We start from the raw sequence: 24294 nt of genomic DNA on the forward strand, positions 1-24294 counted from the left end.
AATATATTGTAACTGTTAAAGATGCTTTGTACTTATCAAAAGAGTGTATACAAAAATATCCTACAAATCAAGTACCTGAAATTAATGCGATGAAAAGGAATGTGTATTTTCCAATTGCTGTTAGATTGTAATAGTTTTATAAATATATTAAAATGAGTTTTTTTCATCGTTTTACATATAAAAATTATTAAATTAATTGCATAATGTGTTGGTTCTTTTTCTTTTTACATTTCACTAAATACCGCTTTATCCCGTTAAATCCCGCTTATTCGCTGTTGTGTGATGGTCTATTGCTTGGATTTATCAAATAAGAATACCTAAAGAAAATTTAAATAATTTTATTTTATTTTTAGAAGAAAATGAGAATGTAGAAAATAAAAATATTAATACTAAAGATGTTACAGATACATATTATGATACAGAAAACAGAATAAAAAACAGAGAAATATTATTAGAAAAATTAAGAAATTATTTAAGAGAGGCTAAAAATATAGATGAAATATTAAAAGTAGAAGACAGAATTAACACTTTAACATATGAAATAGAATCTATGAAAGGAACATTAGAAAATCTTAATTCGTCCGTAAACTATTCTAAAGTAACTTTAAATATTTCAGACAGAGAAGCTATAAAGTCTGGAAATAATAATCTTTATAATAAATACATAAATTTAATCTCATTTTTAAAAGCATTTTTCTCTTCAATAGGATTCTTTTTAATTGGTTTTGTGGCAGTTTCAATACCTATAGTGCTAATAGCAGCATTATTTTACTATATATGCTTTGGAAAAATAGGTTTAATAAAAAAATTATACAAAAAAATTAAATAAATTATAATACTTACACCTAGTATATCAAAAAAAATCGTTTTTTTATCAAATTTCATAAATTTTTGGGAACTTTTAAATATAGTCTGCGTCTAATAAAGCATAAGAAAAACAAAAAATAACAAAAATAAAATTAAGGAGAAAACGTATAAAAAAAGGCGTCATCATTTTTACAGCATTAGCAATTATGCTTCTTGCTTCTTTATCTTTATTTGCTCAGTATGGAAGAGGTTACGGACGAGGAGGATATGGAAGAGGCGGATACGGAAGAGGAAATTATTGCGGTTATAATTCAGGCTATGGCAGATATAATAATTCTGATTACAGATATAATAACGGATACAGAGGAAATTATAACGGCTGTTATTATTACAATGCACAATAAAAAATAAATAAAAATTATTTATAAATAAAAAAAGGAGAAAAAACATGACAAACAAAATTAACAAAAAAGCAATTATATTAATATCAATAGCAATTATGATTTTTGGTTCAGTATCTTTATTTGCTCAATACGGCAGAGGTTATGGAAGAGGATACGGTGCTGGTTATGGTAGAGGCGGATGCGGTGCTGGATACGGAAGAGGATATTACGGTGCTGGTTATCACAGAGGCGGATATGGTGCTGGTTACGGTGCAGGATATGGAAGAGGTTATTACGGATATTATAACAATCAGCTTACTCAAGAACAAATTGATCAAATAAGAACTATACAGGATAAATATTTCCCTCAAATGGATACTTTAAGAAGAGAAATATATAATCAAACACAAAATATCAATGCAGAAATGAGAAAAGATGCTCCAGATCAAAATGCTATCAATGCTGCAATAGATGCAAGAAGCAAAGCATCTGCTGATTTACAAAAATTGAGAACTCAATGCTTTTTAGAAATAGACAAAGTATACCAAAATAAATAATTTTTAATCGCTCAACTTTAATATCCCGTGTAATAGTGAAATTATTATGCGGGAGCTTTTATTTTTTTTAGTTTTATTTGTTTTAAAAATTATAAATATATAAGGAGAGTACAACTATGAAAATATTATTTTTATTTTTAAGTATTGCTAGTTTAGCTTTTTCACAATATTATTATAGCCCAGCTCCTAGGGTTGGAAATGTAAAGCCTTATGTACCTCCAAGAGCAAAATCTGCAATACCTCTTTATCCGTATAAAAATGATCTCACAACACCAAGATTTGCAAACCCCGGATATACTAAAACATACTATAGAAACGGAAGATTTCATTATTTCGGAAGCGGATATATGAGCTACAGAGACAGACAAAAATTAGAAGCTATAAATGGAAGATATTCTCCAAGATACAGAATGCTTGAAAACCAGATGAAAATAAATAATTCTACAATTAAGGCACAAATAAATCAGAAAAATCCTAATAATAATGCTGTAAATAGTGCTGTTAATGATAATTTTAGAATACAGATGGAAATGCAGATGATTAGAACTTTGAGAGAACTTGATATAAACAGAAATTTTAAATAAAATTAATTTAGTAAAAATTATTAATAGTAATCCCTGTAGTATTTTTTATAATCTTCTTCTTTGCTGGCATTTTTATCATCGTCAAAGTCATCGTAATTCTCATAGAAGAAGTCAAACATGCTATTAATAAATTTATTGCTTATATCCAAATCGCCCAAATGTATATATAAAGGATTTTCTGATATTACCCTGCCTTTAAACTTTCTTAAATAATAACTTTGAGGATCCTTTAAATATATAAAAAGATAACTTCCTATAATATCCAAATCTTTTATCTCTTTCCAAAGAACATATATATAACTTTTTACTAATAAATTATTATAATATATTCCCTTATCATCTAATATAAAACTAGGTATTTTAAAGAAAATACTTTTTATCAAAATTATAGAGAGTATAATAACACCAAAAATAAAAAAGCATACTACAAATATAATAGCCGCCCTCATCTCGCTGTCAGCTTCTGTAAATAATACGCTTATAAGAAGAATAGCAATTATTAATCCTATCATCATTACAGCAAAATACCTAATATTATTAATATAAACTTTAACAGAAAATTTACTGTTTGAAAATAATTTATTGATATCTTTCATAATCAAATAATCCCAGTGCTTTTTTCAAAATAATATGTAATCATAGCTATGACAGTATCTTTCTTCATTTTTAATTCAGACATATAAAAAACAATAGGTTCATCAGGATTTTTTCTATTCATTAATATACTGCTTTCTTCTTTTAAGTATAAATATATAAATGTTTTTGAAAAATATATTTCTTTAATATCAATCCATTTTACAAATATATTTTTATTTTTTAATAGAATATTATACATTATACCATTTTCATCTAAAATAATTATAGGTTTTCCCAATTTTAGTAACTGAACTATAAACACCAAAAAACATATTAAAAAAAATAATAAACTAATAGTAAATAATATTTTCTTGTAAGAATTTGAATGTAGAAAAGCTAATATTGAAATTACAATAAAAACAGAAGAGAATAATAATAATAAAGCTAATTTCCTTTTGCTGTTATATATTTCAATTTTTGGTAAATCCTTATACATTTTAAGTGCCTCTTTTAATAACTATTATAACATATATATTAAATAAAAAAACAATTCAATAACAATTCAATAGTACAAATGCATTTGACAAATAATAATTTTAATTTAAAATCCTTCAAAATAACAAATAGGTAAAAAGTGTAAAGAGTATTATATAATGCTAAAAAAAATAGTGCCAATTTTTCCTATACTAGCAGGCATACTATGGGGTGCCACTGGTATATTTATAAGAAAATCAACAGAATTATCAATGAACAATATAACAATAGTATCTTCAAAGGCTGTAACCGCATCTGTTATAATGTTTGTATCAATATTTTTATATAATAAATCATTAATAAAAATACATTTAAAAGATATATTCATATTTATATCGGCTGCTTTAATAGGAATGCTTGGAGTAAATATATTTTTTAATGAGAGCGTTAGTTTTTTATCTTTATCTTTGGCAGCAGTTTTATTAAGTCTGTCTCCTATATTCGTACTTTTGTTATCATATTTTTTATACAAAGAAAAAATTACATTAAAAAAATTAATATCTATTATATTAGCATTTTTCGGATGCATACTTGTAAGCAATATAGTTAAATCAGAAGTAAAAATATCATTATGGGGTGTGATAAGCGGACTGCTTGCTGCTTTTTCATATGCACTTTATAGTATAATATCAAAAAAAGCTATGCTTAAAGGATATCATTCTCTTACTATTACTCTATATGCTTTTATATTTATTGCTATAATAACAGCACCTTTTTCTGATTGGAATTTAATTATAGATTTAATAAAAAAAGATAATAATATATTTATTTTTATAATACTTCATTCTCTATTAGTTTTAATACTGCCATATGTATTTTATACTGTATCATTAAATTATATGGATACTGGAAAAGCCTCTATACTTGCTTCATGCGAACCTATTGCAGCATCAGTATTCGGAATTATATTCTTTAATGAAATACCAAATATTTTTTCAGTTGTAGGTATTATATTAACAATCACAGCTTTAACATTATTAAGTATAAATACTAATAAAAATTAATCATCTGTTTTTACAATATGATCAATATTTCTAGTTCTTGAACTTTTGCAGTAAGGACATCTTTGAGGATTAATTTTAAAAATAAGTAAATTTATAGTATACTTTTTTCTTCTTAATGAAAATCTTCTTTTACATCTTTTGCATTGATAAAAATAAGGAGGCTCATCTAATTTCATAAAATACCTTTTAAAAGTCTGTAATTATACTTAAAATTATAAAAATCAATGTTTAATAATTATCGTAAAAATTTCAAAACATTAAAGATTAGAATTATTTTTATAATAAAGTACTAATAATCTTACAACTCTAGAATAGCTTTTTACTCCATACTGCTGATTATTAGCTTTTAAATATGTATCATTAACTTTTTCGCTTACTTTAGATAATTGTCCAGAATATCCCTGCCAAAACTCATAATATTTTTTTATTTCATCTTTAGTATCACTATTCAAATTAGACATCAAATGAGAATAATTTTCATCTCTCTTTATCTCTCCAAGAACATAAAGAAGTGCCTCAAAATTGGCAGAATATCTTACAAAAGCATCTGTATTTTTTGAGCATGCCACATATGATATAAAATTAGCCTCATCTTCATAAGCTATACCTATTTGATGAGCCATCTCATGTGCTATTGTAAATGGAATAGATACACTAGGAATAAGAATATTAACATTAGCTTCTGATGTAAAAGGAGAATATATTCCTGTTATCTGCAGATGTAAAAATAATTTTGATATCTTTATAGGTTTTGTTTTTGAATAATGCATATTAAGAAACTCAAAATATTCAAATACCTTATTATATTCGCTTTCTACAATTCTATTTAATACTTGATAATTAGTATTAATATCAGTATATTTTATCTCATCTTTAAGATCATTAACATTTCTTATAAGCCTATCAGCCAAATTATATATATCATCATCTGTGATACTGCTGTTATTTGCATAATACTCTATTAAAGGCACTCTGTAATAATTAAGTCCCCATACCAACATAAAAACTATATATACTAGTATTATAAAACATATAAAAACATATATAAAGTTTAAAGCTGTTTTTATTTTTTCTTTAATTGAAGCTATATTATGATTAAAAAAAGAATACTTTAAAGCAATTATTACAAATAAAATAACTGCTATAATAAAAATAAAAAGCAGAACTTCTCCCACAGAAAAACTTACATTTGAAGAGAGTTTATTTAAAGAACCTGCTATAGTTTTGTATATAGTCCTAGAATAAAAGTTTTCTACAAATTTTTTAGAAAAAGTTATTATTTTTAATATAACAGCAATAAAAACAAGTGATAATATTAATGTTATTTTTAGTTTCATCTTAATTAATATTATACTAAAAAAGAGAAAATTGTCAAAACTACTTCATTTTTTTTATGTCGGCATCCATTTTCTTTTTCCACAAGTCATACATTTTCTTTTTTTCTTCAGACTCTTCAGATTCATTTAAATATACATGTATTCTTCTAAGCGAAGCTATTATATTTAAAGCCATTTTCATATCATCTAATCTTTTATCCTGAAGTTCATATTTTGTCCTGTACTGTTCAGCAGAAGCGGCTAATAATTTTTTTACAAGCTCCATCATTTTAACTCTGTATTTATATCCTTCTATTTCTGGGCTTAAATCTCTGATATATGTTTTAAAATCTATCATATTTTTACCCAAAGTAGCAAATCTTCCTTCTATTTCAACAAAGTTTTGAAGCCATTTGGAGTTTTCTCCGTAGCAGTATTTGAAATAATCTATAATATATCCGAAAGAGCATATGAATTTATATTTCCATTCATCTGTTAATTTATCTCTTAAATAATCATGTATTTCTTCATTTAAAGATAATGAATCATCAGTATGATTTCCAAAAACCTCTTCCAAAAGCATAATCGCCTTATTAATATAGCGTCTTCCATCATTAAGCTGATTATCAGAACGCACATCTATATATTCTATGGCAATATAGCATGTAGTTGCAATAAAAGAAGAAGCCTGAATATAAAGTACAGCGGCATCTATTTTCTTTTTGCATATTTCAAAATGATCCTCTAACATTAATAAATCTTTTTCTACTTTTACTAATTTTGATTCTACACCAGCAAGCAGATCTTTATATTTATTCTGCATTCTGGTACATTCGGCTTTTGCAGCCTCGCTTATTTTTGCCATAATTACATCTCCACACTTTTATTGTCGGAAAACGCTCTTAATTTTTTAATTATTTAAACTAACAGGGATAGAAACAAAAAAAGCTGTTATTTTTAAAGAATCATTAACACTTTTTAATACCATACTTCCCCCATGAGCTTCAACTATTCTCTTAGATATAGCAAGCCCTATACCTACACCATGACTTTTTGTAGTAAAAAACGGAGTAAATATCTTCTCTGCCAAATCTGGTTCTATATATGAATCAGTATTTTCAACTACTATATCTATCATAGATTCCCTGTAAGCATTATCATCAAATATAACACTGATAAATGAACCATCTTTATTATCTTCTATAGCATCTATAGCATTAATAATAAGATTAAACACTACCTCATTCATTCTGTCATAATCCCATCTTACAACATCTTCTTTTGTCATTTTTAAAGCATAGAATTTGATATTTTTACCGCTTTTTTTAATGTATTCTTTTGAAAGAATAGTCAAATATTTTATCATGTCATCAATTTTTATATTATCAACTTCCAAATTAATACTTTTAGCAAATGATAAATTCCTTCTAATATAATTTTCTAAATTTTCTACTTCATTAGCTATTATCTGAGCATAATTTTTAATAGTTTCATCTTTGCTTACTTTAACAAGTCTATTTGCAAATCCTGCAATAGGTACTATAAAGTTTCTTAAATTATGTGCCATAGAAGAGCTCATCTCTCCTATTATAGCCAAGCTCTTTAAATCAAGCAATGTTTTTTGTGCTGCTTTAAGAGCATTATTATTTTTTTCCATCTCATTATAAAGAGAGGAATATTCCAAAGCAACAGCCGCCTGCCTTCCAAACATTTTTAAATAATCAAGATCATCTTCAGGTATAGGATTTCCATTATAAGGATTATCAACAACTATCATACCTATACAATTAACAGAGTTCATTATTGGTATAATAGCAAAAGGATAATCTCCGAATATATTGGTGTATTTTTTTATTTGATTTACTTTATCATTGTTATATACATTTAATACATTAATACTGTCTTTATTATTAAATACATCGAAAAATAGCTGACAATTTTCATTATTTGGTATAACAGTATTTAAAAACTGCTGATTCAAATCCCATGCATCTTCAACACTTCTTTTATCAAAAGAAAGCATTAATTTTTCTCTTAGAGCATACTTGTCTAAGTTCTGCATATTACTCCATATCATTCCAGCATCCTGAGCATTTTTAGGGGCTACACACATACGCCCTCTAAATACATTAAACTCCTTATCATAAAGAAAAGCAAAAGCCCTATTAAAAGCAAATACATCTCCTATAGTAGTAATTGTAAGAAGCAAAAATAATATATCTTCAGTCTTAGAACGCTCTAATAAAATATTGCTTATATCATACAATGTATTTAAACGCGACATATGCTTTGTATTTTTCTCATTAGCCTTGCTTAATGCTATCATGCTGTAATGTTCTGAAATTCTGCTCGATATATTAGCTAAAAGAGGATTAAATAAATTAAGATCATTAACGTCAAAATCGCCCAAAGGATTAACAGCATCTGGAATCTTATCTATAACTGCAATATATCCTATACAGTCTTTTTTTGATGGTATCCTATTGAAAAGAACAGATCTGTTTATTATACCTTCAAATCTATTATAATATTTGTTCTTGGCGGCATTATTTATAAAAAAGATATTATTATCCCAATATTCTTTTATATATATATTATTTTCAAAAATGGAATAGTCAAAGTTTTCTGGAAATCCGTAGCTTGACCTTAAATATAAATTATTATCTTCATCTCTAAGTCTAATAAAAGCCTTACTTGCTGTAAAAATATTAGCAATATCCGAAGCTAAATTATTAAGATTATTTTCAAAATCATCTACATCGCTTAATTTTAAATAAAGCTCTCTAAGAAGTTTTAATTGCTTATCTCTTTCTTTGTATGTTACACTTTGAAGTACATTATTAGCATAAACAGCAAAATGACCTACAACATTTTTTATTTCATCAACTATTTCTCTGTAAAATTCGATTTTGTTTTCTTTATTTCTAAATACAACAACACCTATAGGGTGAGCATAGAAAAATATAGGAAGTACAAAAATAGATGCATAATTAGAAAATACTTCTATATCTGTATGATTAATATTTTCACCTATAAAAATTTTTTGTTCATATAATACATCTTTACAATGACTGGCCTCTATAGGAAAATCTACTTTACATACATAGTATCTGTCTATACCATATACTCCTCTTAATATAAGATAATCACCTTTAGGAAAATATACCTCTCCGCAGTCAAATCCGTAATATTGACAAGTTTTCTCCAAAAATAAATCAACAACTCTGTCTATTTCATTGGTATTCTCCGCAAAAAGAAGTCCCATAGATAAATCTGAAAAAAAACTGTCTATCGATTTTCTCTCTTCCATAAAACAAACGCCTTATATAATTTTTAATACTCTATACCCAATAAGTTTCTTCTCTTAATCTAAATATTTTAAGTTCATACGGCAGCATTTTTACTGTATCTGTAATATTACTAACTGCATTCTCAAAAGATATATCATACTTAATACCGTATTTATTAGCATCAAGCAGCCTTTCTTTAGATGTAATATTTACAACTATTAAAAGTTTATCTTTACCGTCCAAACTGTATTTATAAAATTTCCTAAAAGGATCTTTTTTATTATTTTCTTCCTTACTGCTGTCTTCATAATATTCATGATGCTCATGATATTCATATTCTTTTTTTAATTTTTCAAGTCTCTTTTTTTCTTCTATATCAAGAGAAACTATTTCACCGCAGTCGGCAAGTATACTATTTTGTTTTACATAACTTATAATATTTTTAATATATTCGCTTAAATCATAGCTTATATTTTCATAATCTTTCTCACTTCCGCCTACAACATTGCATCTGTTTATAAAGCCGTATTCATCGCCTGTAGTTATCATCCACATATCGCATACTATAGCCGTAAATAAGAAAGTCTGCTTTACTCTCCAAATATTTCCGTCATATTCCGTAATAAGTCTTTTAGTATCATGATTACTAGGAAAAGCTATTTGTCTGCATTTTTTGCGTACCAAATCATACTGCTCTACAAACCATTCTCCATCATAGTCCCACCATTTAGCACTGCTTGCCACATAATCAAATCCTGCATCTATAAGTTTTTCAGTATCCTCAATAGAACAGCCTAAACTCTCTGCAAAAAATATAACATCTTTATTGTGTTCTTTAGCATTATCTATCAAATATTTCCATAATTCTTTAGGAACTTTATATGCAGCATCGCATCTAAAACCTTCAAATCCTAAATCAAGATTATGTTTTATCAAATCATTCCAATAATACCATATAGGATTTAATATTTCACCATTTACTGCTTCAGCATTATTCTCATTATTATCATTTTCTTTATTTGTTTTTTCTGTTTCTTCTTCATCTTTTTCATTAGGATCTCTTTTATTATTGAATATAGCCAAATCGCCCCATTCAATCCATTTGCCATTATCCCAAGCCCCCGGCGACTGCAAAGCTCCGTCTTTAGTTTTGTACCATTCTATATGCTCCTGAGTCAAATTACAGTCTTTTGAAGAATGATTGATAACTAAATCTATCATTACTTTAATCTGCTTACTACGGCAATAAAATATAAAATCTTTTAACTCTTTTTCAGCTATATTTTGATTACTGCTTGTAAAAAATGAAGGGTTATACTGATAATAATATTTAGTAGCATATAAACTTCCGCTGAAACCGGGATATGTAATAGGATTTATATATATCCATTCAAAACCCATAGCCTTGATTCTATCAACATGGCTGTACCAATTTTTTATATGCCCTAAAAGCGGCGGAAACAAATTATATCCAGATACTCTCATTCCTATAATTATATACGAATAATAAAAAAAAACAACTTTTTATAACGGTATTTTAATAATAAAAACACTATTATATTTATTAATTTTATACGCTATGAACATTTGAAGAACATTATAAAGTTTAAAATTATATAATAATATTTTTACATTTCTATAAATAATAATATAAATAGTATATTATATTTGTTTAATAATTAAATTTATTGTTTTATATATAATATTATAAACATTACATTATAGAATTTTGACCAATATAAACTTTAGCTATATTAAAAATAAAAAACATACTGTATAGTAATCGTTTTGCCATATATAAATATAGATATCAAGATTTTTAATCTCTAATAAAACAAAGCTATTAAACAATTAGTTAATATATAATATTGATTTTAATTGTTTCTATTATATAATAAACAATATAGTTTTTATTAGGTATAATATTATGCGTATATTAGTTTATGATTCATCTTTACAGACAAGAGACAGTCTTATCAGCATTCTTATAACTGCAGGATATGAAGTAGTGGCAGTAAAGGATAAAAAAAGCATACTATCTATGTTTGGGAAACTTCCTTTTACTGCAGCTATTATAGAAGTTAATGAAAGCGATGAAGAGATGGCTGATATTTTAGAGAAAATATATTTAGATGATAGGTATAATGTTCATGTTATAGTGCATGTTGAAAATCCAAGTAAAGAGTTTTTCAGCAAGATGATGCGTATAGGCGTTTCTGGATTTTTATTAAAGCCTTTTAATGAGAAGGATTTTTTAAACAGATTTACTTTACTTTTAGAAAAAGCAAATATTAAACCTAAAAAATTAAAACATATAGTAATTAATGATTTGGATAATTTTAAATTAGTATTTAGGCATGATGGAGTAAGACAGATACTTCATGGTATGATAATAGAGATGTCGCCTATAGGATTAAAATTTATTATGCCTCCTGAAGAAGCAAGTATAGAAGTGGGACATATTATAAAAAATGCTTCTATGGCTATAAGTTCATATAAAATAAGTTTCTCTATAACAATAACCGAAAAAATAGGAAATGAATATGTAGGAACTTTTGATGAATTATCTGCATTTAATTCTAAACTAATATGCAAGTTTATATACGATAAATACATAGAAAAATTAAAATAAAGGATAATAGTGATGATAAAGGCATTAACTATAGCAGGATTTGATGGTTCGGGCGGAGCTGGAATACAGGCAGATTTGAAAACTTTTTCGGCATTAGGATGTTATGGAATGTGTGTACTTACTGCCCTACCAATACAAAATACTCAAGGAGTGAGAAACTGTTACGGTATAGAATTAAAAGCCATAGAAGAACAGTTATACTGCATATTTGATGACATTATACCAGATACCATTAAAATAGGAATGCTTTTTAACAGCGATATAATAAAATTAGTAGCGGACTTCTTAAAAACTCATGCCAAAAATATACCTATCATAGTTGACCCTGTTATGGTGGCAAAAAGTGGGGACAGGCTATTATTAGAAGAGGCTGTTGCTAGTTTAAAAAGCCGTATACTTCCAATATCTACTGTAGTTACTCCAAATATACCAGAGGCTGAAGATTTAACTTCAAGAAAAATCAAAACCGATGAAGATATGATTAATGCCGCAAAAGAGATACTAGATATGGGGGCAAAAAATGTTATGCTTAAAGGCGGACATATGGAAGGCGAGCTTTCTAGAGATTTATTTATGAATAAAGAAGGCAAAGAATTTTTGGATGCCGCTAGAATAGATACAAAAAACACACATGGCACAGGCTGTACATTATCGGCAGCGATTTGCAGTTATATAGCACATGGAAAAACACCGCTTGAAGCCTGCAAACTCGGAAAGGAATATTTATTTAATGCCTTACAATCAGCCAAAACCGACAGCGTTGGAAAGGGGCATGGTCCTGTAAATCATTTCTATGACGCTTGGAAGCATTTGAATATATAATAAATAAATTTTTTTAATAAAAATTGTGAGCCTCTGGAAAGTTTACTTGACAGAGCCTTAAAGCGAACAATTTTTATTTATAATAGAAGCATTTTGATATATAATTTATTCTATATAAAGCTATTTAATTTCTACCTCAAAAAGGTTATGTACTTTTTTGACTAGCCAAAAAAGTACCAAAAAAGCTACTTCTTTTGGTGACCCAAAGAAGCAAAAAGACTGCAATTATTAATATCATTTTATATATTGTTGATGATTTAAGTATTTGGGTTATAATTGGGGTATAATTTTTTAAGAGCTTTTTATGGAACAAAAAATTTATAAAAATAAAAAAGACTTTATACAAGATATAATAGATTATAATAGCGGTTTTTATAATAATAATGATTATTTTAGTATAGTTGTTTCTAATATACATAGAATTATAGATTTTAACTTTTATTTAAGAGATATTTTAGATATCATTTCAAAAGAAAAAAATACTTCTCATTTTTATTTATTTTTTGAAAGAATAACTTTTTTGAAAAAATGTAGTATTTCTACCATTAATGACGATTTTACCTTTGTTTCAATAACTTTTATAGATATAAAATTTAACAAATTTTATTTTGATCATAATACTATAAATTTCCCATTATCATTTATTTTATGCGATTTTAATAATCCTGTTATTTTTATATTATCTCAAATTACATCTTCAATGAGATTTAATAAAACAAATTTCTATGAAGAAATCAATTTTATTAAATTTGATATTATTGGAAACTGCATATTTGAATTAGTTGAAATATACAAATCAATTGAATTTTATCAAGCAGAAATAAATAATGAATTATTATTTTCTAATGCTATTTTAAAAAACAATGATGCATATATTTCATTTAATAATTATGAAGAAAATAATATTAACAGATTATATATTATTAATACTAATTTAAATAATAAATTTATATTTGAAAATACAAATATAATTCAAATTGATTTATCCAACACAGTTTTAAACGATAATGTTATTATGATAAATAGCTGTATAAAAAATTGTTTAAATTCACAAACTGCAAGAATACTAAAAAATGAAGAATTAAAAAAATCTAATTATATAAAAGCATTAGAATATCAAGCTGAAGAAACTAAACTTCACAAAGAAGAATTAAAAGAACAATTTAAAAAGGATAAAAATCTAAAAACTTTAGGAGATATACTTTCAATTGAATTAAGTTCACTCTACAGCGACAATGGGCAGAATTGGGTTAAGGCTTTTATTATAACATTATTAACTAATTTAACTTTTTTTGGTTTTTATTTTTCAATCGTAAATAATACTTGGCATTTTATACTATCAATATTTATAATTTTATTATTATCTATAAAATTTATAAAAAAAGAAATTCAAATATATGTTTACTTGTTAATATTAATTATATCAGGTATAGTGTTTGGAAAAGTACCATTAAAAATAATATATGACTTATTTATTGGTCAAAGTAAAACAAGCAATTTTTTATATCGTTTCTTTATTTTTCTAAATCCAACCAATTATGATGGATTATCAATATTATCAGGACAAAATTACATAAAACAATTTTTTCAGGTATTTGTTATTTTTTAGGTAAAATTGCTTTTTGGTACGGCTCGGTGCAGACTGTTACTGCGTTTAGGAAATTTGCTAAAGGGGCTTGAGATTATTTACTCATTAGGTATTTTGAAAGTATTTCATTAGCTATTTCTGATATTGAGGTTTCTGACTGCTTGGATAAAATTTCTAGTTCAGATAATATTTTTTTATCTAAATAAATGGGAGTTTCTATATCTTCATTATTAATAAAAAATTTACCATTTTCAAAATCTGTAATTCTCTGAGCTTTTGAAAAATTGTATTCTTTTTTTATATCACTCATAATTCCACCTATTATAGTATTGATTAATTTCATTTTTAGTTGCATATCTAGCTGATATGATTCTTATAACTTCTTCATTAGAATTTTTTGTTCTGTCTGTATGAACAACAACAACAATAAACTTTATATTAAATATTTACAATTGTAATAAATCTGTCCTCATAATCAGAATGTTCTTCATCTTTCATAATGAGTGCATTTTTATATAAAAAAACATATATTACATCTTCAAATGAAATTTTATGTTTCTTTATATTTATAAGATTTTTATTGTTATCCCATTCAAATTTTATCATAATATTATTTTATATAATTACACTATAATATCAATAGTGATGAATATATTTTACTTCTTCTTAGGCAAATGCTTTATAATCAAATCTCTTTTTTTAGTTTCTCATATTGTTCTATAGTGATATTTATATCTTTTAAAATTTTTCTTATTAAACCTCTTGTCAAATCTTAATTATGAACTGGAATGACTGTAGTAAGTCCTTTATCATTGATAAAAAATTTATGGCTTCCTTTTTGTCTTAATTCTTTGAATCCTAATAACATCAAAATCTTAATCATAGTCTTTGAATCACATATAGATAATTTGCTCATATACTAACTTCTACCTTGTCAGCTTTTATGAGTTTATTATATTTGTAATCATCTTTTAAATATTTATGTTCTTCTTCAACTTCAAGACAAAGCTCTATAACTTCTTTTATTCTTACATAAAGCTCATCTATTGATTTTGCTTGAGTATAACAGCTTTTTAATGCAGGTACTGTTGCTATATACATTCCATCTTCATCTTGTTCTATAATAATATTAAAATCATATTTAGACATACAAAATCCTATTAACAAATATTTTTTTATTATATAGTTTTTTGATGATTATGCAATTATATAAATAATTTTACTTCTTCTTAGGCAAATGTTTTATAATCTGACCTTCAAGCTGTATAGATTTCTGTTTAGCATCATAACCCAAAATCTTACCGTACACTTCTATATAGTTTTTAGGCTCTAATGTTACAGTTACATTCACGATTAAATCGGCAACACCAGCGATGTCTTTATCATTAGTGTCATAAATTAGTATTCTTGCTTTCTTTTTAGGTATGCCGTCAATATTAGTCTGAGTTACTCTGTTTACATCGGCTTTCCATTTCACATATCCGCCATTGTATAGGTCGTAATTCTCAGCTACAGTAAGATAACTAGGACTTTCTCTAAATATATTGTAGTCTGGTGCTATTACAAACTCTTTTAAAACTCTAAATCTTTCTTTTAAATATTCGTTAATGTCGCTTTTTAATGCACCATTTATTATCATAACAGCTTCATTAACAGATGCACTTCTCATATTGTTTTTAGCCTTGTCAAACATCTCAGCTACTTCGCGAGGTGAGTATGTAGGACTTTTTGCACTCTCTGGTATCTTTCCGTCTTCAAGTCCCTCAAATAAGTAAACATTCTCTAGTTTTTCTCTTAACTCTTTTTGGTCTTTGTCAAGAAGTACATATCTTATTTTTGGGTATAATCTGTCTATTGCTATGTATGAAACAAATGTAAGTATAAATGCTATTGGAATAAGAAGAAGAAATTTTGATACTGCTATTTTCTTTTTGCCTAGTAAATATGATCTGGGATTAATCTCATCGCCTCTGGCATTATTAGTTAAAAATCTTATTCTCTCTATATTATCTTTTGCAACTTTATTTTCAGGCTCTAAATCTAATATTCTGAAATATTCTCTCAAAGCATTTTCTCTATGTCCATTATTAAGACTTATATACGCCTTTGCAAGCATACCGTTAATGCAAAAACTGTCTTCTCTAAGAGCTTTTCTTGAAAGTTCTTCAGCACCATAAAAATCTTTTAAAAATATATCAGCAAATGAAAGCATAGCAAGTGCATCTGCATCATTTACAATTCTCGATTTATTATTTAGAAGAAACTCTTTTGCTTTTTTATACTTCTTTTTTTTGATTAAAGTATACGCTGTAGAGGCTATTTTGCTTTTCATAATATAGATTACAGTCCTAGTATTAAAATGTTAACATAATTATCGATATTATGATAACTTTTATTAGCATTTTTTTATTATGTAAACTTATATAGCATATTATTATAAAAAACAAGGTATTTTTTATTGACAAAAAAACAATATGGTATATTTTATTGCAAAATAATTTTGGGATAAAGCCATGTATTTTTTTAATAAGTTAATACGAACAGTTATATTGTTAATGGTCTTTGTAATAGTATTTTCATGCAGTAAAGATATTCCTAAAAAATCATCATTAGTAATATACTCGCCTTCATCAAGAGATTTTATAGACCCATTGATAGAAGATTTCAAAAGCAAAAATCCAAATATAGATGTAGAAGTCATTATAGCAGGCACAGGCGAATTAATAAAAAGAATAGAAACAGAACAAAATGATCCTTTATGTGATGTTTTAATGGCTGCTAATATTAACTTGGTTAAAAATAATCAAAATCTATTTGAGAATTACATAACAACAAATGAAAATGAGATAATGGACAGCTATAAAAATATAGAAGGCTCAATGACAAGATTTATGATAAGCCCAAGTGTATTAATAGTTAATACCAATATTATAGGCGATATAAAAATAGAAGGATACAGCGATTTAACTAATGAAAAGTTAAAAGGAAAAATAGCCTTTAATGATCCTTCTTCTTCTTCGTCTTCTTTTAAGCATTTAGTTACTATACTATACACTATGGGTAAAGATGATATAAATAATGCTTGGGATTATATAGATAAATTATGTGCTAATTTAGACGGCAAATTATTAACAGGCTCTTCTGCGGTATACAAAGGAGTTGCTGACAGTGAATATGCTGTAGGACTTACTTTTGAAAATGCTGCTGCCAATTATGCTGCTGCAGGATCTCCTATAAAATTAGTATATATGAAAGAAGGCGTTATAATGGAGCCTGCTGGAATATACATTATAAAAAATGCTAAAAACTTGGAAAATGCCAAAAAGTTTGTGGATTATATGACTAGCTTTGATACTCAAAAGAAAATGAATGATGAACTTAATGCAAGAGCCATAAGAAAAGATTTAGGCAGCTCTCCTATTTTAGTAAATATAAATGATATTAATGCTATTACAGATAATGCTGAATTAGAAAAAATAGATAATTTCGTAAAAGAAAATCAGGAAAATTGGCTTGAGCGATTCAAAACCATTATAGAAAACTTATAATATTAGGATATTAAAAATGAAAAATATTTTTATACTCACTTTTATAAGCCTTATTTTTTATTCTTGCAGTAGCAAAACATCAGATGAAAGCAGATTAGTTATATATTCGCCTCATGCTTTGGACTTTGTAGAGCCACTTATAAAAGATTTTGAAGAGAAAAATCCAAATATAAAAACTGAGTTAATAGCTGCTGGTACGGGTGAATTAATAAAAAGAGTAGAAACAGAACAAAATACACCTCTTGGTGATATACTTTGGGGAGCTAATTTAAATCTTATAAAAGACAAATTAAATTTATTTGAGGATTATATTTCTACAAATGAAAACAGTTTATACGATGAATATAAGAATAAAGAAGGTTCCATAACAAGATTTACTACAATACCAAGTATCCTTATAGTAAATACAAATCTTACAAAAGATATAAAAATAGAAGGATATACTGATTTACTTAATCCAGCTTTAAGAGGTAAAATAGCCTATACCGATCCATCATTATCTTCATCATCTTTTAAGCATTTAATTAACATGCTTTACGCTATGGGAGAAGGAAACCCAGAAAACGGTTGGGAATATGTAGAAAAATTCGTATATAATTTAGATGGTAAACTATTGAGCGGTTCTTCTGCAGTATATAAAGGAGTTGCTGACAGTGAATATGCTGTAGGACTTACTTTTGAAAATGCTGCTGCCAATTATGCCGCTTCAGGCTCTCCAGTAAAATTAGTATATATGAAAGAAGGCGTTATAATGAAAGCTGACGGAATATATATTATAAAAAATGCTAAACATTTAGAAAATGCTAAAAAATTTGTTGATTATATTACAAGCTATGATGCACAAAAGAAAATGAATGAAGAACTTAATGCCAGAGCTATTAGAAAAGATTTACCAAAATCAAATATACTTCTTCCTATAGAAGAAATTAAGGTAATACATGATAATGATGAAATAGTAAATAAAAATAAAGATACTTGGCTTTCAAAATTTAAAGATATTATTATAAGCATATAATAAAAAATAAAAAGAGGTAAACAACCATGAAAAAAGTTATTTTATTATTTTTAACATTAACAATGATATTTGCATCTTCATGCTCAAAAAAAGAAGATAACAAAAACAGTTTAGTAATTTATACTCCTGCAACTAGATTCTTTATTGACAGATTGGCAGAAGATTTTAAGCAAAAGAATCCTGATATAAACGTAGAAATTATTATAGCTGGTACTGCTGAAATAATAAAAAGAATAGAAGCAGAAAAAAATGATCCTTTAGGTGATATATTCTTTGCTGCAAATGAAAATATACTTAAATACAATTCCAGCCTTTTTGAAGAATACGTTTCAACAAATGCTGATAACATATACGATGATTACAGAAGCAAAGAAAAATATATCACTGGTTTTATGCTAAGCCCTAGTGTATTAATAATAAATACGAATTTGATAAAGGATATAAAAATAGAAGGATATGCTGATTTGCTTAATCCAGCATTAAAAGGACAAATAGCTTTCAATGATCCTACAACATCATCATCTTCTTTTGAACAGTTAGTTAATATGCTTTATGCTATGGGAGGAGGTAATCCAGATAATGGCTGGGATTATATTGAAAAATTATACGCTAATTTGGACGGCAAACTTTTAAGCAGTTCATCAGCAGTATATAAAGGAGTGGCTGACAGTGAATATGCTGTGGGTCTTACATTTGAAAGTGCTGCTGCAAACTATATACATACAGGCTCTCCTATAGAAGTGGTATATATGAAAGAGGGAGTGCTTACTAAAGCTCATTCTATGGCTATAATAAAAAATGCTAAACATTTAGAAAATGCCAAAAAATTTGTTGACTATGTAACAAGCTACGATGCTCAAAAAATTATTAATGATGAGTTATTTACAAGAGCAATAATAAAAAATTTAGAAGGCTCTGAAATACTTATACCGCTTGAAAACATAAATGATATAAAAGAAGATGAAGAGATGGTTGATAAAAATAAAGATGCTTGGCTTGAAAAGTTTAAAAATATAGTTACAGTCTCATAAACATATATAGGCTATTACTATATAAGCTGCTTAAAAAATAGAAATACCTAAATACGAAAAATATACTAATTAGAAGTATAATTATGAAAAATAATATAAAATATTTTTTCAAAAAAATGGACTTTTGGACATGTATTACTTTTTTAATTGTTTTAATATTTGCTTTATTTTTAGTTTATCCGTTATTTTCACTTTTTTTAAGCAGCTTTAAAGATATAAAAACAGATGCTTGGACATTAAATAATTTTATCAAATTCTTTACAAAAAAATATTATTACAGCACATTAATAAACAGTTTTACAGTAACTATTTCAGTAACAATTCTTGCTGTATTAATAGGTACTCCTTTGGCATATTGTATGAAGATGTATAATATAAAAGGAAAAAAAACAGCAGAGATATTAATAATAATATCTATGATGTCTCCTGCTTTTATAGGTGCTTATTCTTGGATACTGCTTCTTGGAAGAAACGGGGTTATAACTAGATTTTTTTCATATATAGGTATTAATATTCCTACAATATACGGTTTTGGAGGAATACTTTTAGTTTTTTCATTAAAATTATATCCTTTTATATTTATGTATGTAAGCGGGGCTTTAAGCAAAATAGATGATTCTCTTTTAGAGGCTTCAGAAAGTTTGGGGGCTTCAAGCTTTATAAGAAATATTACTGTTACCATACCTTTAATAAAACCTACTATACTATCAGCAAGTCTTATCGTATTTATGAATGCATTAGCTGATTTCGGTACTCCTATGCTCATAGGTGAAGGATATAGAACTATGCCTACTATGATATACTCTGAGTTTATAAGTGAGGTTGGAAGTAATGCTAATTTTTCTGCTTCTATGTCTGTTATAATGATAGTTATTACAACAATAATGTTTATTATACAAAAATATATTGTAAATAAAAAATCTTATGCAGCTAATTCCATAAATACTATAAAACCAAAAAATATAAAAGGTATTAAAGCTATATTAGTTCATTTATTTTTATATGTTTTAATATTTATATCTTTGCTTCCTCAAATGACAGTTATATATACTTCATTTCTTAAAACAAATAGATCCGTATTTACTAATGAATATTCATTTGAAAGCTATATAACAATATTTCATTCACTAGCATCATCTATAAAAAATACATATATATACGGCATAATTACAATTATATTAATAATTATAATAGGAATGCTCACAGCTTATATAACGTCAAGAAGAAAAAATGTACTAACAAATATAATTGATATAGTATCAATGTTTCCATATGTAATACCTGGTTCAATACTAGGAATAACCTTTTTACTTGCATTCAATAAACCGCCTATAATATTAACTGGTACTTCTATAATCATTATAATATCATTAGTAATAAGAAGGCTTCCTTATACATTAAGGTCAAGTTCGGCTATACTTTACCAAATAAATAAGAATATGGAAGAGGCTTCTATAAGTCTTGGTGCTTCTCAAATAAAAACTTTTTTTAATATCACAGCAAAATTAATGCTTTCGGGTGTATTGTCAGGGGCTGTACTTAGCTGGATTACGGTTATTAATGAATTAAGCTCTTCTATTATACTTTATACAACAAAATCGCGTACTATGTCAGTAGCAATTTATCAGGAAGTTATTAGAGCAAGCTATGGAACTGCAGCTGCACTTTCTACTATACTTACATTTACTACTATCATATCGCTTATTATATTTTTTAAGATAAGCCGTCAGAAAGAAATCAGCCTATAAAGAGTTATTTGTATAATATGTAAAATTTTGTATAATATGTAAGATATTACACGTCAAAGTTGTAAATTAATTCATTTATTTAAAAATATTTTTAAATTTTGTATTGACAAAAACAATATATAGTATACTATACATATAGATTGTTTTTATTTTTTATCATATGTTTTCTTAAAAATGCCTATCAAGTAAAACCCCATTTATTTGATAGGCTGTTTTTTATATATACTGGAATGATTTTATTTTTTCAACTGATGCACTTTATATATAATTATTACTTTTTTGAAGCACAAAAAAGTTAATAAATACGCAATTGGTAGAACTTTATATTTTATATATACGTATTAAATGTAGTGTATATCCTAAATTTAGTCTAAAAAATGCAGTCTTTTTGGTTCTTTGTGTCAATACCACAGGCACTTCCTACGGTCGCAAAAGAACTGGAGGTGTGGGGGCAAAGCCACCACAAACAATAAATTTGAAAAACTAACTTTTGACAAACTTAAGAATTTTCAGTATGTATTATTATACAATAATTAAAAATAATATTTATAATTATTAGTGTTTTGTGTAATAAGACTTAGTAGTCACACTGTATACTTCACAATGGCAAAGCCCTTCAAATTTCTAAATTTAAAAATTCATTTTTTGACAAATTATAATTGTTTAGGTATATAGCAAAAATTTTTAAGTTTGTCAAATACTTTTTAAACAACTATAATACATATTAATAAATTTATTAATTCTATATTTAATAATTATACTCCAAACCTATCTCAAATACATGCTCCAAAACTTCATTATATTTAAATGGAGTATAATAATTAAAAGTAAAACTAAAATTATTATAATTGATAAGCAGTTTAGTATTTAAATCCATTTTATAATTAGGAGAATGAGAAAAATAAGTTATTATATTAAACAAATTATTAAGAAAAGATAAATAAACGCCTATAGAGTAAAATGAATGACTATCCTCATAAAAATATTCTACATAAGGACTTAATATAAAATCATAATTATAAATAAAAGTATAATTAATACCTAATAAACTTTTTATATCATTAAGACTTTTTCCTATATAGTTGCCGCTTAAAATATTGTAAGTAACATTTCCATATAGTTTAAGCCCTATATCAAATATATATGAAGCCTCAAAACCAAGCATTAAACTATTTTTAAGTGTTAAGTCATAAGTATATTTTGTAATAGCCATTAAACCCAAATGCGAAGAAGAATATTTTAAATAATACCAAGCTCTGTAATACTTTGGTTCTTCTAGTAAATCTATAGACTTTGTGTCTGTGATAAATCCTATAGAATGTGTTATATTGTTCTGATAAAAATTAAGTTCGCTGTTATATAAAGCGTCAAAATCATTATATAATACACTCTCTCCAACAAACATATACTGCCTATTAAAACCTTCTCCGAAATGGAATTTTCTTTTACCTATATAAAAACCCAAAATATTATTTATATATGTAAACTGAAGTTCATCAAAATTAAAAGAAATATATGCTTTATTGTCTGTTTGTTTTATAAAATTACCGTTATCATAAATAATATCTCTGTTATCTTTGGTGTATATTCTTAATGCAGGCTTAAATGAAAAATAAAAATTATTATTAAGATATTCAAAACCCAAGTAAAAATAAGTATCATTGCTTAAAATAGAATTTGGTATAAATTCCGTTTCTTTCATATCTATATAACTAAAATTATTTTTTATACCAAACTTAGGAGTTATATCAGCAAATGCTATAGATGATATAAAAAAAATAAAAAAAATAAAATATATTCTCATAATAGTAAATATTTTCTATCATTTATCATTAAGCTTACTTCTGTTTTACATATACCATAAATTATTAATGATTAAAATGTACACTATACGTGCATCTTATTACTCTTTAGTTTTCTTCTTTTCTTTAAATGTTAATAATTTATCTCTGTAGTATTCATACTGTTTTTTACGCATATCAATCTCCGCAGGCAGCCCTCTAGTAATGTCATTACATAAAGTGTCGAAACGGTCAAGTATTTTAACGATTCGTTCCTGTTCCTTTAATGGCGGTACTGGTATTTTTAAATTTTCAAATTTTTGTCTTGAAATATATGGAATAGTACCAGCATTAGAAAGTGAAGTAAGTTTTTTAGTTTGTGTCTCCATATAATAACGCAAATATTGATTATTTAATTTATCTCCACATACAATGCCTATAAAAGTTTGATTTGTAATTAAAGGTTGGGTATTTATAGCGTAAGTTCCTAAAGAAGCACTACAGGAACAAATTACTGTACCTATAGGAAAAACTTTTAAATTCATTTTTTTTATTATTTCATCTGAAACAAATCTTCCTGATAAGGATGTATTAAAATATTTTCCTTCTACATCCTCTATACGACACCAAGGAATATTACCATTAAATATTTTAGGTTTATCTCTCATAGGAACAATAAAGTCTGTGCAAACTTTTTTTAATTCTTTCCATTCAACATCATCACCAAAAGTCAATAACTTATCCATATAATACTCATACTGTTTTTTTCTTAATATTAATTCTCTATTTAATAAATCTTGATATTCTGTAAATATGTCTAATATACGCACTATCTCTTTTTGTACTTCTATTGGCGGGAGTGGAATATTAATTTTTTTTAAATCAGTTTTATTAAATTTAGGTTGCCCAGCATTTGAAATAATTTTTCTTAATTGTTTTTGAAAAAATTTTTCTTTAAATATATAGCTTAAAAATTTATTATTAGTATTATCGCTTCTTACTAATATAGCATTAGGTGCTAGAGCATTATTTTTATACGGTAGTAATTGTGGAGTAATATAATATACTTCTCCACAAT

The 24294-nt window shown here is 26.2% G+C and carries 26 protein-coding genes; 12 read left to right on the forward strand and 14 right to left on the reverse strand.

What is annotated here, in order from left to right; genetic code table 11:
• The first annotated feature begins 313 nt into the window (after positions 1–313).
• From F811_RS15480 to F811_RS0103360, 4 genes are all read left to right on the forward strand, one after another.
• Entirely contained in the window at positions 314–829 is a 516-nt protein-coding gene (locus F811_RS15480; protein ID WP_281167077.1) for a DUF4349 domain-containing protein, read from the forward strand.
• A gap of 184 nt (positions 830–1013) precedes the next feature.
• The gene (locus tag F811_RS0103350; RefSeq protein WP_020003875.1) at positions 1014–1211 is read left to right on the forward strand and encodes a hypothetical protein; all 198 of its coding nucleotides are present in this window, start codon (positions 1014–1016) and stop codon (positions 1209–1211) included.
• Between the two features lie 44 nt (positions 1212–1255).
• Positions 1256–1747, forward strand: a complete 492-nt coding sequence (locus F811_RS0103355; RefSeq protein WP_020003876.1) for a Spy/CpxP family protein refolding chaperone — start codon at positions 1256–1258, stop codon at positions 1745–1747.
• Positions 1748–1863: 116 nt separating this feature from the next.
• Positions 1864–2331 (forward strand): hypothetical protein, encoded by a 468-nt coding sequence (locus F811_RS0103360; protein WP_020003877.1) that lies wholly within the window; start codon positions 1864–1866, stop codon positions 2329–2331.
• A gap of 20 nt (positions 2332–2351) precedes the next feature.
• Here the strand turns inward: F811_RS0103360 and F811_RS0103365 are convergent, their stop codons facing one another.
• Both F811_RS0103365 and F811_RS0103370 read right to left on the reverse strand, forming a co-directional pair.
• Positions 2352–2927: a hypothetical protein gene (locus F811_RS0103365; protein WP_020003878.1), complete on the reverse strand. Its 576-nt coding sequence runs from the start codon at positions 2925–2927 to the stop codon at positions 2352–2354.
• A gap of 2 nt (positions 2928–2929) precedes the next feature.
• Entirely contained in the window at positions 2930–3403 is a 474-nt protein-coding gene (locus F811_RS0103370; RefSeq protein WP_020003879.1) for an STM3941 family protein, read from the reverse strand.
• A gap of 157 nt (positions 3404–3560) precedes the next feature.
• Here F811_RS0103370 and F811_RS0103375 point away from each other — a divergent pair, with 157 nt between their 5' ends.
• On the forward strand, positions 3561–4445 hold the full coding sequence (locus F811_RS0103375; protein WP_020003880.1) for a DMT family transporter: 885 nt from the start codon (positions 3561–3563) through the stop codon (positions 4443–4445).
• Here F811_RS0103375 and F811_RS0103380 read toward each other — a convergent pair.
• From F811_RS0103380 to F811_RS0103400, 5 genes are all read right to left on the reverse strand, one after another.
• Positions 4442–4621 (reverse strand): hypothetical protein, encoded by a 180-nt coding sequence (locus tag F811_RS0103380; protein ID WP_020003881.1) that lies wholly within the window; start codon positions 4619–4621, stop codon positions 4442–4444. The two genes, F811_RS0103375 and F811_RS0103380, sit on opposite strands and share 4 nt — an antisense overlap.
• A gap of 81 nt (positions 4622–4702) precedes the next feature.
• Positions 4703–5782, reverse strand: coding sequence for a DUF3810 domain-containing protein (locus F811_RS0103385; protein WP_020003882.1), 1080 nt, complete (start codon positions 5780–5782; stop codon positions 4703–4705).
• Positions 5783–5822: 40 nt separating this feature from the next.
• Positions 5823–6626 carry a hypothetical protein gene (locus F811_RS0103390; protein ID WP_020003883.1) on the reverse strand — a complete coding sequence of 268 codons (804 nt, stop codon included), beginning with the start codon at positions 6624–6626 and terminating at the stop codon, positions 5823–5825.
• Between the two features lie 45 nt (positions 6627–6671).
• Positions 6672–9071 (reverse strand): GAF domain-containing sensor histidine kinase, encoded by a 2400-nt coding sequence (locus tag F811_RS0103395; protein WP_020003884.1) that lies wholly within the window; start codon positions 9069–9071, stop codon positions 6672–6674.
• A 31-nt stretch (positions 9072–9102) separates the two neighbouring features.
• Positions 9103–10536: an alpha-amylase family glycosyl hydrolase gene (locus F811_RS0103400; RefSeq protein ID WP_026364329.1), complete on the reverse strand. Its 1434-nt coding sequence runs from the start codon at positions 10534–10536 to the stop codon at positions 9103–9105.
• A 442-nt stretch (positions 10537–10978) separates the two neighbouring features.
• Between F811_RS0103400 and F811_RS0103405 the strand changes: the two genes are divergently transcribed.
• The 3 genes from F811_RS0103405 to F811_RS16210 all read left to right on the forward strand — a co-directional run bounded on the left by F811_RS0103405 (position 10979) and on the right by F811_RS16210 (position 14114).
• On the forward strand, positions 10979–11683 hold the full coding sequence (locus tag F811_RS0103405; protein WP_020003886.1) for a response regulator: 705 nt from the start codon (positions 10979–10981) through the stop codon (positions 11681–11683).
• 12 nt (positions 11684–11695) lie between these two features.
• Positions 11696–12505 (forward strand): bifunctional hydroxymethylpyrimidine kinase/phosphomethylpyrimidine kinase, encoded by an 810-nt coding sequence (gene thiD / locus F811_RS0103410; RefSeq protein ID WP_020003887.1) that lies wholly within the window; start codon positions 11696–11698, stop codon positions 12503–12505.
• Between the two features lie 304 nt (positions 12506–12809).
• Positions 12810–14114: a hypothetical protein gene (locus F811_RS16210; protein WP_020003888.1), complete on the forward strand. Its 1305-nt coding sequence runs from the start codon at positions 12810–12812 to the stop codon at positions 14112–14114.
• Positions 14115–14187: 73 nt separating this feature from the next.
• Here the strand turns inward: F811_RS16210 and F811_RS0103420 are convergent, their stop codons facing one another.
• The 5 genes from F811_RS0103420 to F811_RS0103440 all read right to left on the reverse strand — a co-directional run bounded on the left by F811_RS0103420 (position 14188) and on the right by F811_RS0103440 (position 16425).
• The gene (locus F811_RS0103420) at positions 14188–14403 is read right to left on the reverse strand and encodes a hypothetical protein (protein ID WP_020003889.1); all 216 of its coding nucleotides are present in this window, start codon (positions 14401–14403) and stop codon (positions 14188–14190) included.
• Between the two features lie 128 nt (positions 14404–14531).
• Complete coding sequence (locus tag F811_RS16845; protein WP_020003890.1) at positions 14532–14699, reverse strand: BrnT family toxin; 168 nt, start codon at positions 14697–14699, stop codon at positions 14532–14534.
• Between the two features lie 166 nt (positions 14700–14865).
• Positions 14866–15009, reverse strand: a complete 144-nt coding sequence (locus tag F811_RS16940) for a type II toxin-antitoxin system HicA family toxin (protein ID WP_020003891.1) — start codon at positions 15007–15009, stop codon at positions 14866–14868.
• On the reverse strand, positions 15006–15242 hold the full coding sequence (locus F811_RS0103435; RefSeq protein WP_020003892.1) for a type II toxin-antitoxin system HicB family antitoxin: 237 nt from the start codon (positions 15240–15242) through the stop codon (positions 15006–15008). Before F811_RS0103435 ends, F811_RS16940 begins: the two co-directional genes overlap by 4 nt.
• A gap of 70 nt (positions 15243–15312) precedes the next feature.
• Positions 15313–16425 (reverse strand): tetratricopeptide repeat protein, encoded by a 1113-nt coding sequence (locus F811_RS0103440; protein WP_020003893.1) that lies wholly within the window; start codon positions 16423–16425, stop codon positions 15313–15315.
• Positions 16426–16648: 223 nt separating this feature from the next.
• On the opposite strand from F811_RS0103440, the gene F811_RS0103445 reads away from it, so the two are divergent.
• From F811_RS0103445 to F811_RS0103460, 4 genes are all read left to right on the forward strand, one after another.
• Positions 16649–17641 (forward strand): ABC transporter substrate-binding protein, encoded by a 993-nt coding sequence (locus tag F811_RS0103445; protein WP_245555826.1) that lies wholly within the window; start codon positions 16649–16651, stop codon positions 17639–17641.
• A gap of 16 nt (positions 17642–17657) precedes the next feature.
• Complete coding sequence (locus F811_RS0103450) at positions 17658–18656, forward strand: ABC transporter substrate-binding protein (RefSeq protein WP_020003895.1); 999 nt, start codon at positions 17658–17660, stop codon at positions 18654–18656.
• A gap of 26 nt (positions 18657–18682) precedes the next feature.
• Positions 18683–19687 (forward strand): ABC transporter substrate-binding protein, encoded by a 1005-nt coding sequence (locus F811_RS0103455; protein WP_020003896.1) that lies wholly within the window; start codon positions 18683–18685, stop codon positions 19685–19687.
• Between the two features lie 83 nt (positions 19688–19770).
• On the forward strand, positions 19771–21435 hold the full coding sequence (locus F811_RS0103460) for an ABC transporter permease (RefSeq protein WP_020003897.1): 1665 nt from the start codon (positions 19771–19773) through the stop codon (positions 21433–21435).
• A gap of 748 nt (positions 21436–22183) precedes the next feature.
• Here the strand turns inward: F811_RS0103460 and F811_RS0103465 are convergent.
• Both F811_RS0103465 and F811_RS15500 read right to left on the reverse strand, forming a co-directional pair.
• Positions 22184–23239 carry a hypothetical protein gene (locus tag F811_RS0103465; protein WP_020003898.1) on the reverse strand — a complete coding sequence of 352 codons (1056 nt, stop codon included), beginning with the start codon at positions 23237–23239 and terminating at the stop codon, positions 22184–22186.
• Between the two features lie 99 nt (positions 23240–23338).
• Positions 23339–24294 (reverse strand): restriction endonuclease subunit S (locus F811_RS15500; RefSeq protein ID WP_020003899.1); only part of this gene is annotated, 956 nt, incomplete at its 5' end.

It is taken from the genome of Brachyspira innocens ATCC 29796, assembly GCF_000384655.1.
Classification (GTDB): Bacteria; Spirochaetota; Brachyspiria; order Brachyspirales; family Brachyspiraceae; genus Brachyspira; species Brachyspira innocens.

What these genes read in the sequence shown, in the direction of transcription:
- F811_RS0103350 (WP_020003875.1), top strand. Translation starts at nt 1,014, where the DNA reads ATGCTTCTTGCTTCTTTATCTTTATTTGCTCAGTATGGAAGAGGTTAC.
- F811_RS0103355 (WP_020003876.1), top strand. Translation starts at nt 1,256, where the DNA reads ATGACAAACAAAATTAACAAAAAAGCAATTATATTAATATCAATAGCA.
- F811_RS0103360 (WP_020003877.1), top strand. Translation starts at nt 1,864, where the DNA reads ATGAAAATATTATTTTTATTTTTAAGTATTGCTAGTTTAGCTTTTTCA.
- F811_RS0103365 (WP_020003878.1), bottom strand. Translation starts at nt 2,927, where the DNA reads ATGAAAGATATCAATAAATTATTTTCAAACAGTAAATTTTCTGTTAAA.
- F811_RS0103370 (WP_020003879.1), bottom strand. Translation starts at nt 3,403, where the DNA reads ATGTATAAGGATTTACCAAAAATTGAAATATATAACAGCAAAAGGAAA.
- F811_RS0103375 (WP_020003880.1), top strand. Translation starts at nt 3,561, where the DNA reads ATGCTAAAAAAAATAGTGCCAATTTTTCCTATACTAGCAGGCATACTA.
- F811_RS0103380 (WP_020003881.1), bottom strand. Translation starts at nt 4,621, where the DNA reads ATGAAATTAGATGAGCCTCCTTATTTTTATCAATGCAAAAGATGTAAA.
- F811_RS0103385 (WP_020003882.1), bottom strand. Translation starts at nt 5,782, where the DNA reads ATGAAACTAAAAATAACATTAATATTATCACTTGTTTTTATTGCTGTT.
- F811_RS0103390 (WP_020003883.1), bottom strand. Translation starts at nt 6,626, where the DNA reads ATGGCAAAAATAAGCGAGGCTGCAAAAGCCGAATGTACCAGAATGCAG.
- F811_RS0103395 (WP_020003884.1), bottom strand. Translation starts at nt 9,071, where the DNA reads ATGGAAGAGAGAAAATCGATAGACAGTTTTTTTTCAGATTTATCTATG.
- F811_RS0103400 (WP_026364329.1), bottom strand. Translation starts at nt 10,536, where the DNA reads ATGAGAGTATCTGGATATAATTTGTTTCCGCCGCTTTTAGGGCATATA.
- F811_RS0103405 (WP_020003886.1), top strand. Translation starts at nt 10,979, where the DNA reads ATGCGTATATTAGTTTATGATTCATCTTTACAGACAAGAGACAGTCTT.
- thiD (WP_020003887.1), top strand. Translation starts at nt 11,696, where the DNA reads ATGATAAAGGCATTAACTATAGCAGGATTTGATGGTTCGGGCGGAGCT.
- F811_RS16210 (WP_020003888.1), top strand. Translation starts at nt 12,810, where the DNA reads ATGGAACAAAAAATTTATAAAAATAAAAAAGACTTTATACAAGATATA.
- F811_RS0103420 (WP_020003889.1), bottom strand. Translation starts at nt 14,403, where the DNA reads ATGAGTGATATAAAAAAAGAATACAATTTTTCAAAAGCTCAGAGAATT.
- F811_RS16845 (WP_020003890.1), bottom strand. Translation starts at nt 14,699, where the DNA reads ATGATAAAATTTGAATGGGATAACAATAAAAATCTTATAAATATAAAG.
- F811_RS16940 (WP_020003891.1), bottom strand. Translation starts at nt 15,009, where the DNA reads ATGAGCAAATTATCTATATGTGATTCAAAGACTATGATTAAGATTTTG.
- F811_RS0103435 (WP_020003892.1), bottom strand. Translation starts at nt 15,242, where the DNA reads ATGTCTAAATATGATTTTAATATTATTATAGAACAAGATGAAGATGGA.
- F811_RS0103440 (WP_020003893.1), bottom strand. Translation starts at nt 16,425, where the DNA reads ATGAAAAGCAAAATAGCCTCTACAGCGTATACTTTAATCAAAAAAAAG.
- F811_RS0103445 (WP_245555826.1), top strand. Translation starts at nt 16,649, where the DNA reads ATGGTCTTTGTAATAGTATTTTCATGCAGTAAAGATATTCCTAAAAAA.
- F811_RS0103450 (WP_020003895.1), top strand. Translation starts at nt 17,658, where the DNA reads ATGAAAAATATTTTTATACTCACTTTTATAAGCCTTATTTTTTATTCT.
- F811_RS0103455 (WP_020003896.1), top strand. Translation starts at nt 18,683, where the DNA reads ATGAAAAAAGTTATTTTATTATTTTTAACATTAACAATGATATTTGCA.
- F811_RS0103460 (WP_020003897.1), top strand. Translation starts at nt 19,771, where the DNA reads ATGAAAAATAATATAAAATATTTTTTCAAAAAAATGGACTTTTGGACA.
- F811_RS0103465 (WP_020003898.1), bottom strand. Translation starts at nt 23,239, where the DNA reads ATGAGAATATATTTTATTTTTTTTATTTTTTTTATATCATCTATAGCA.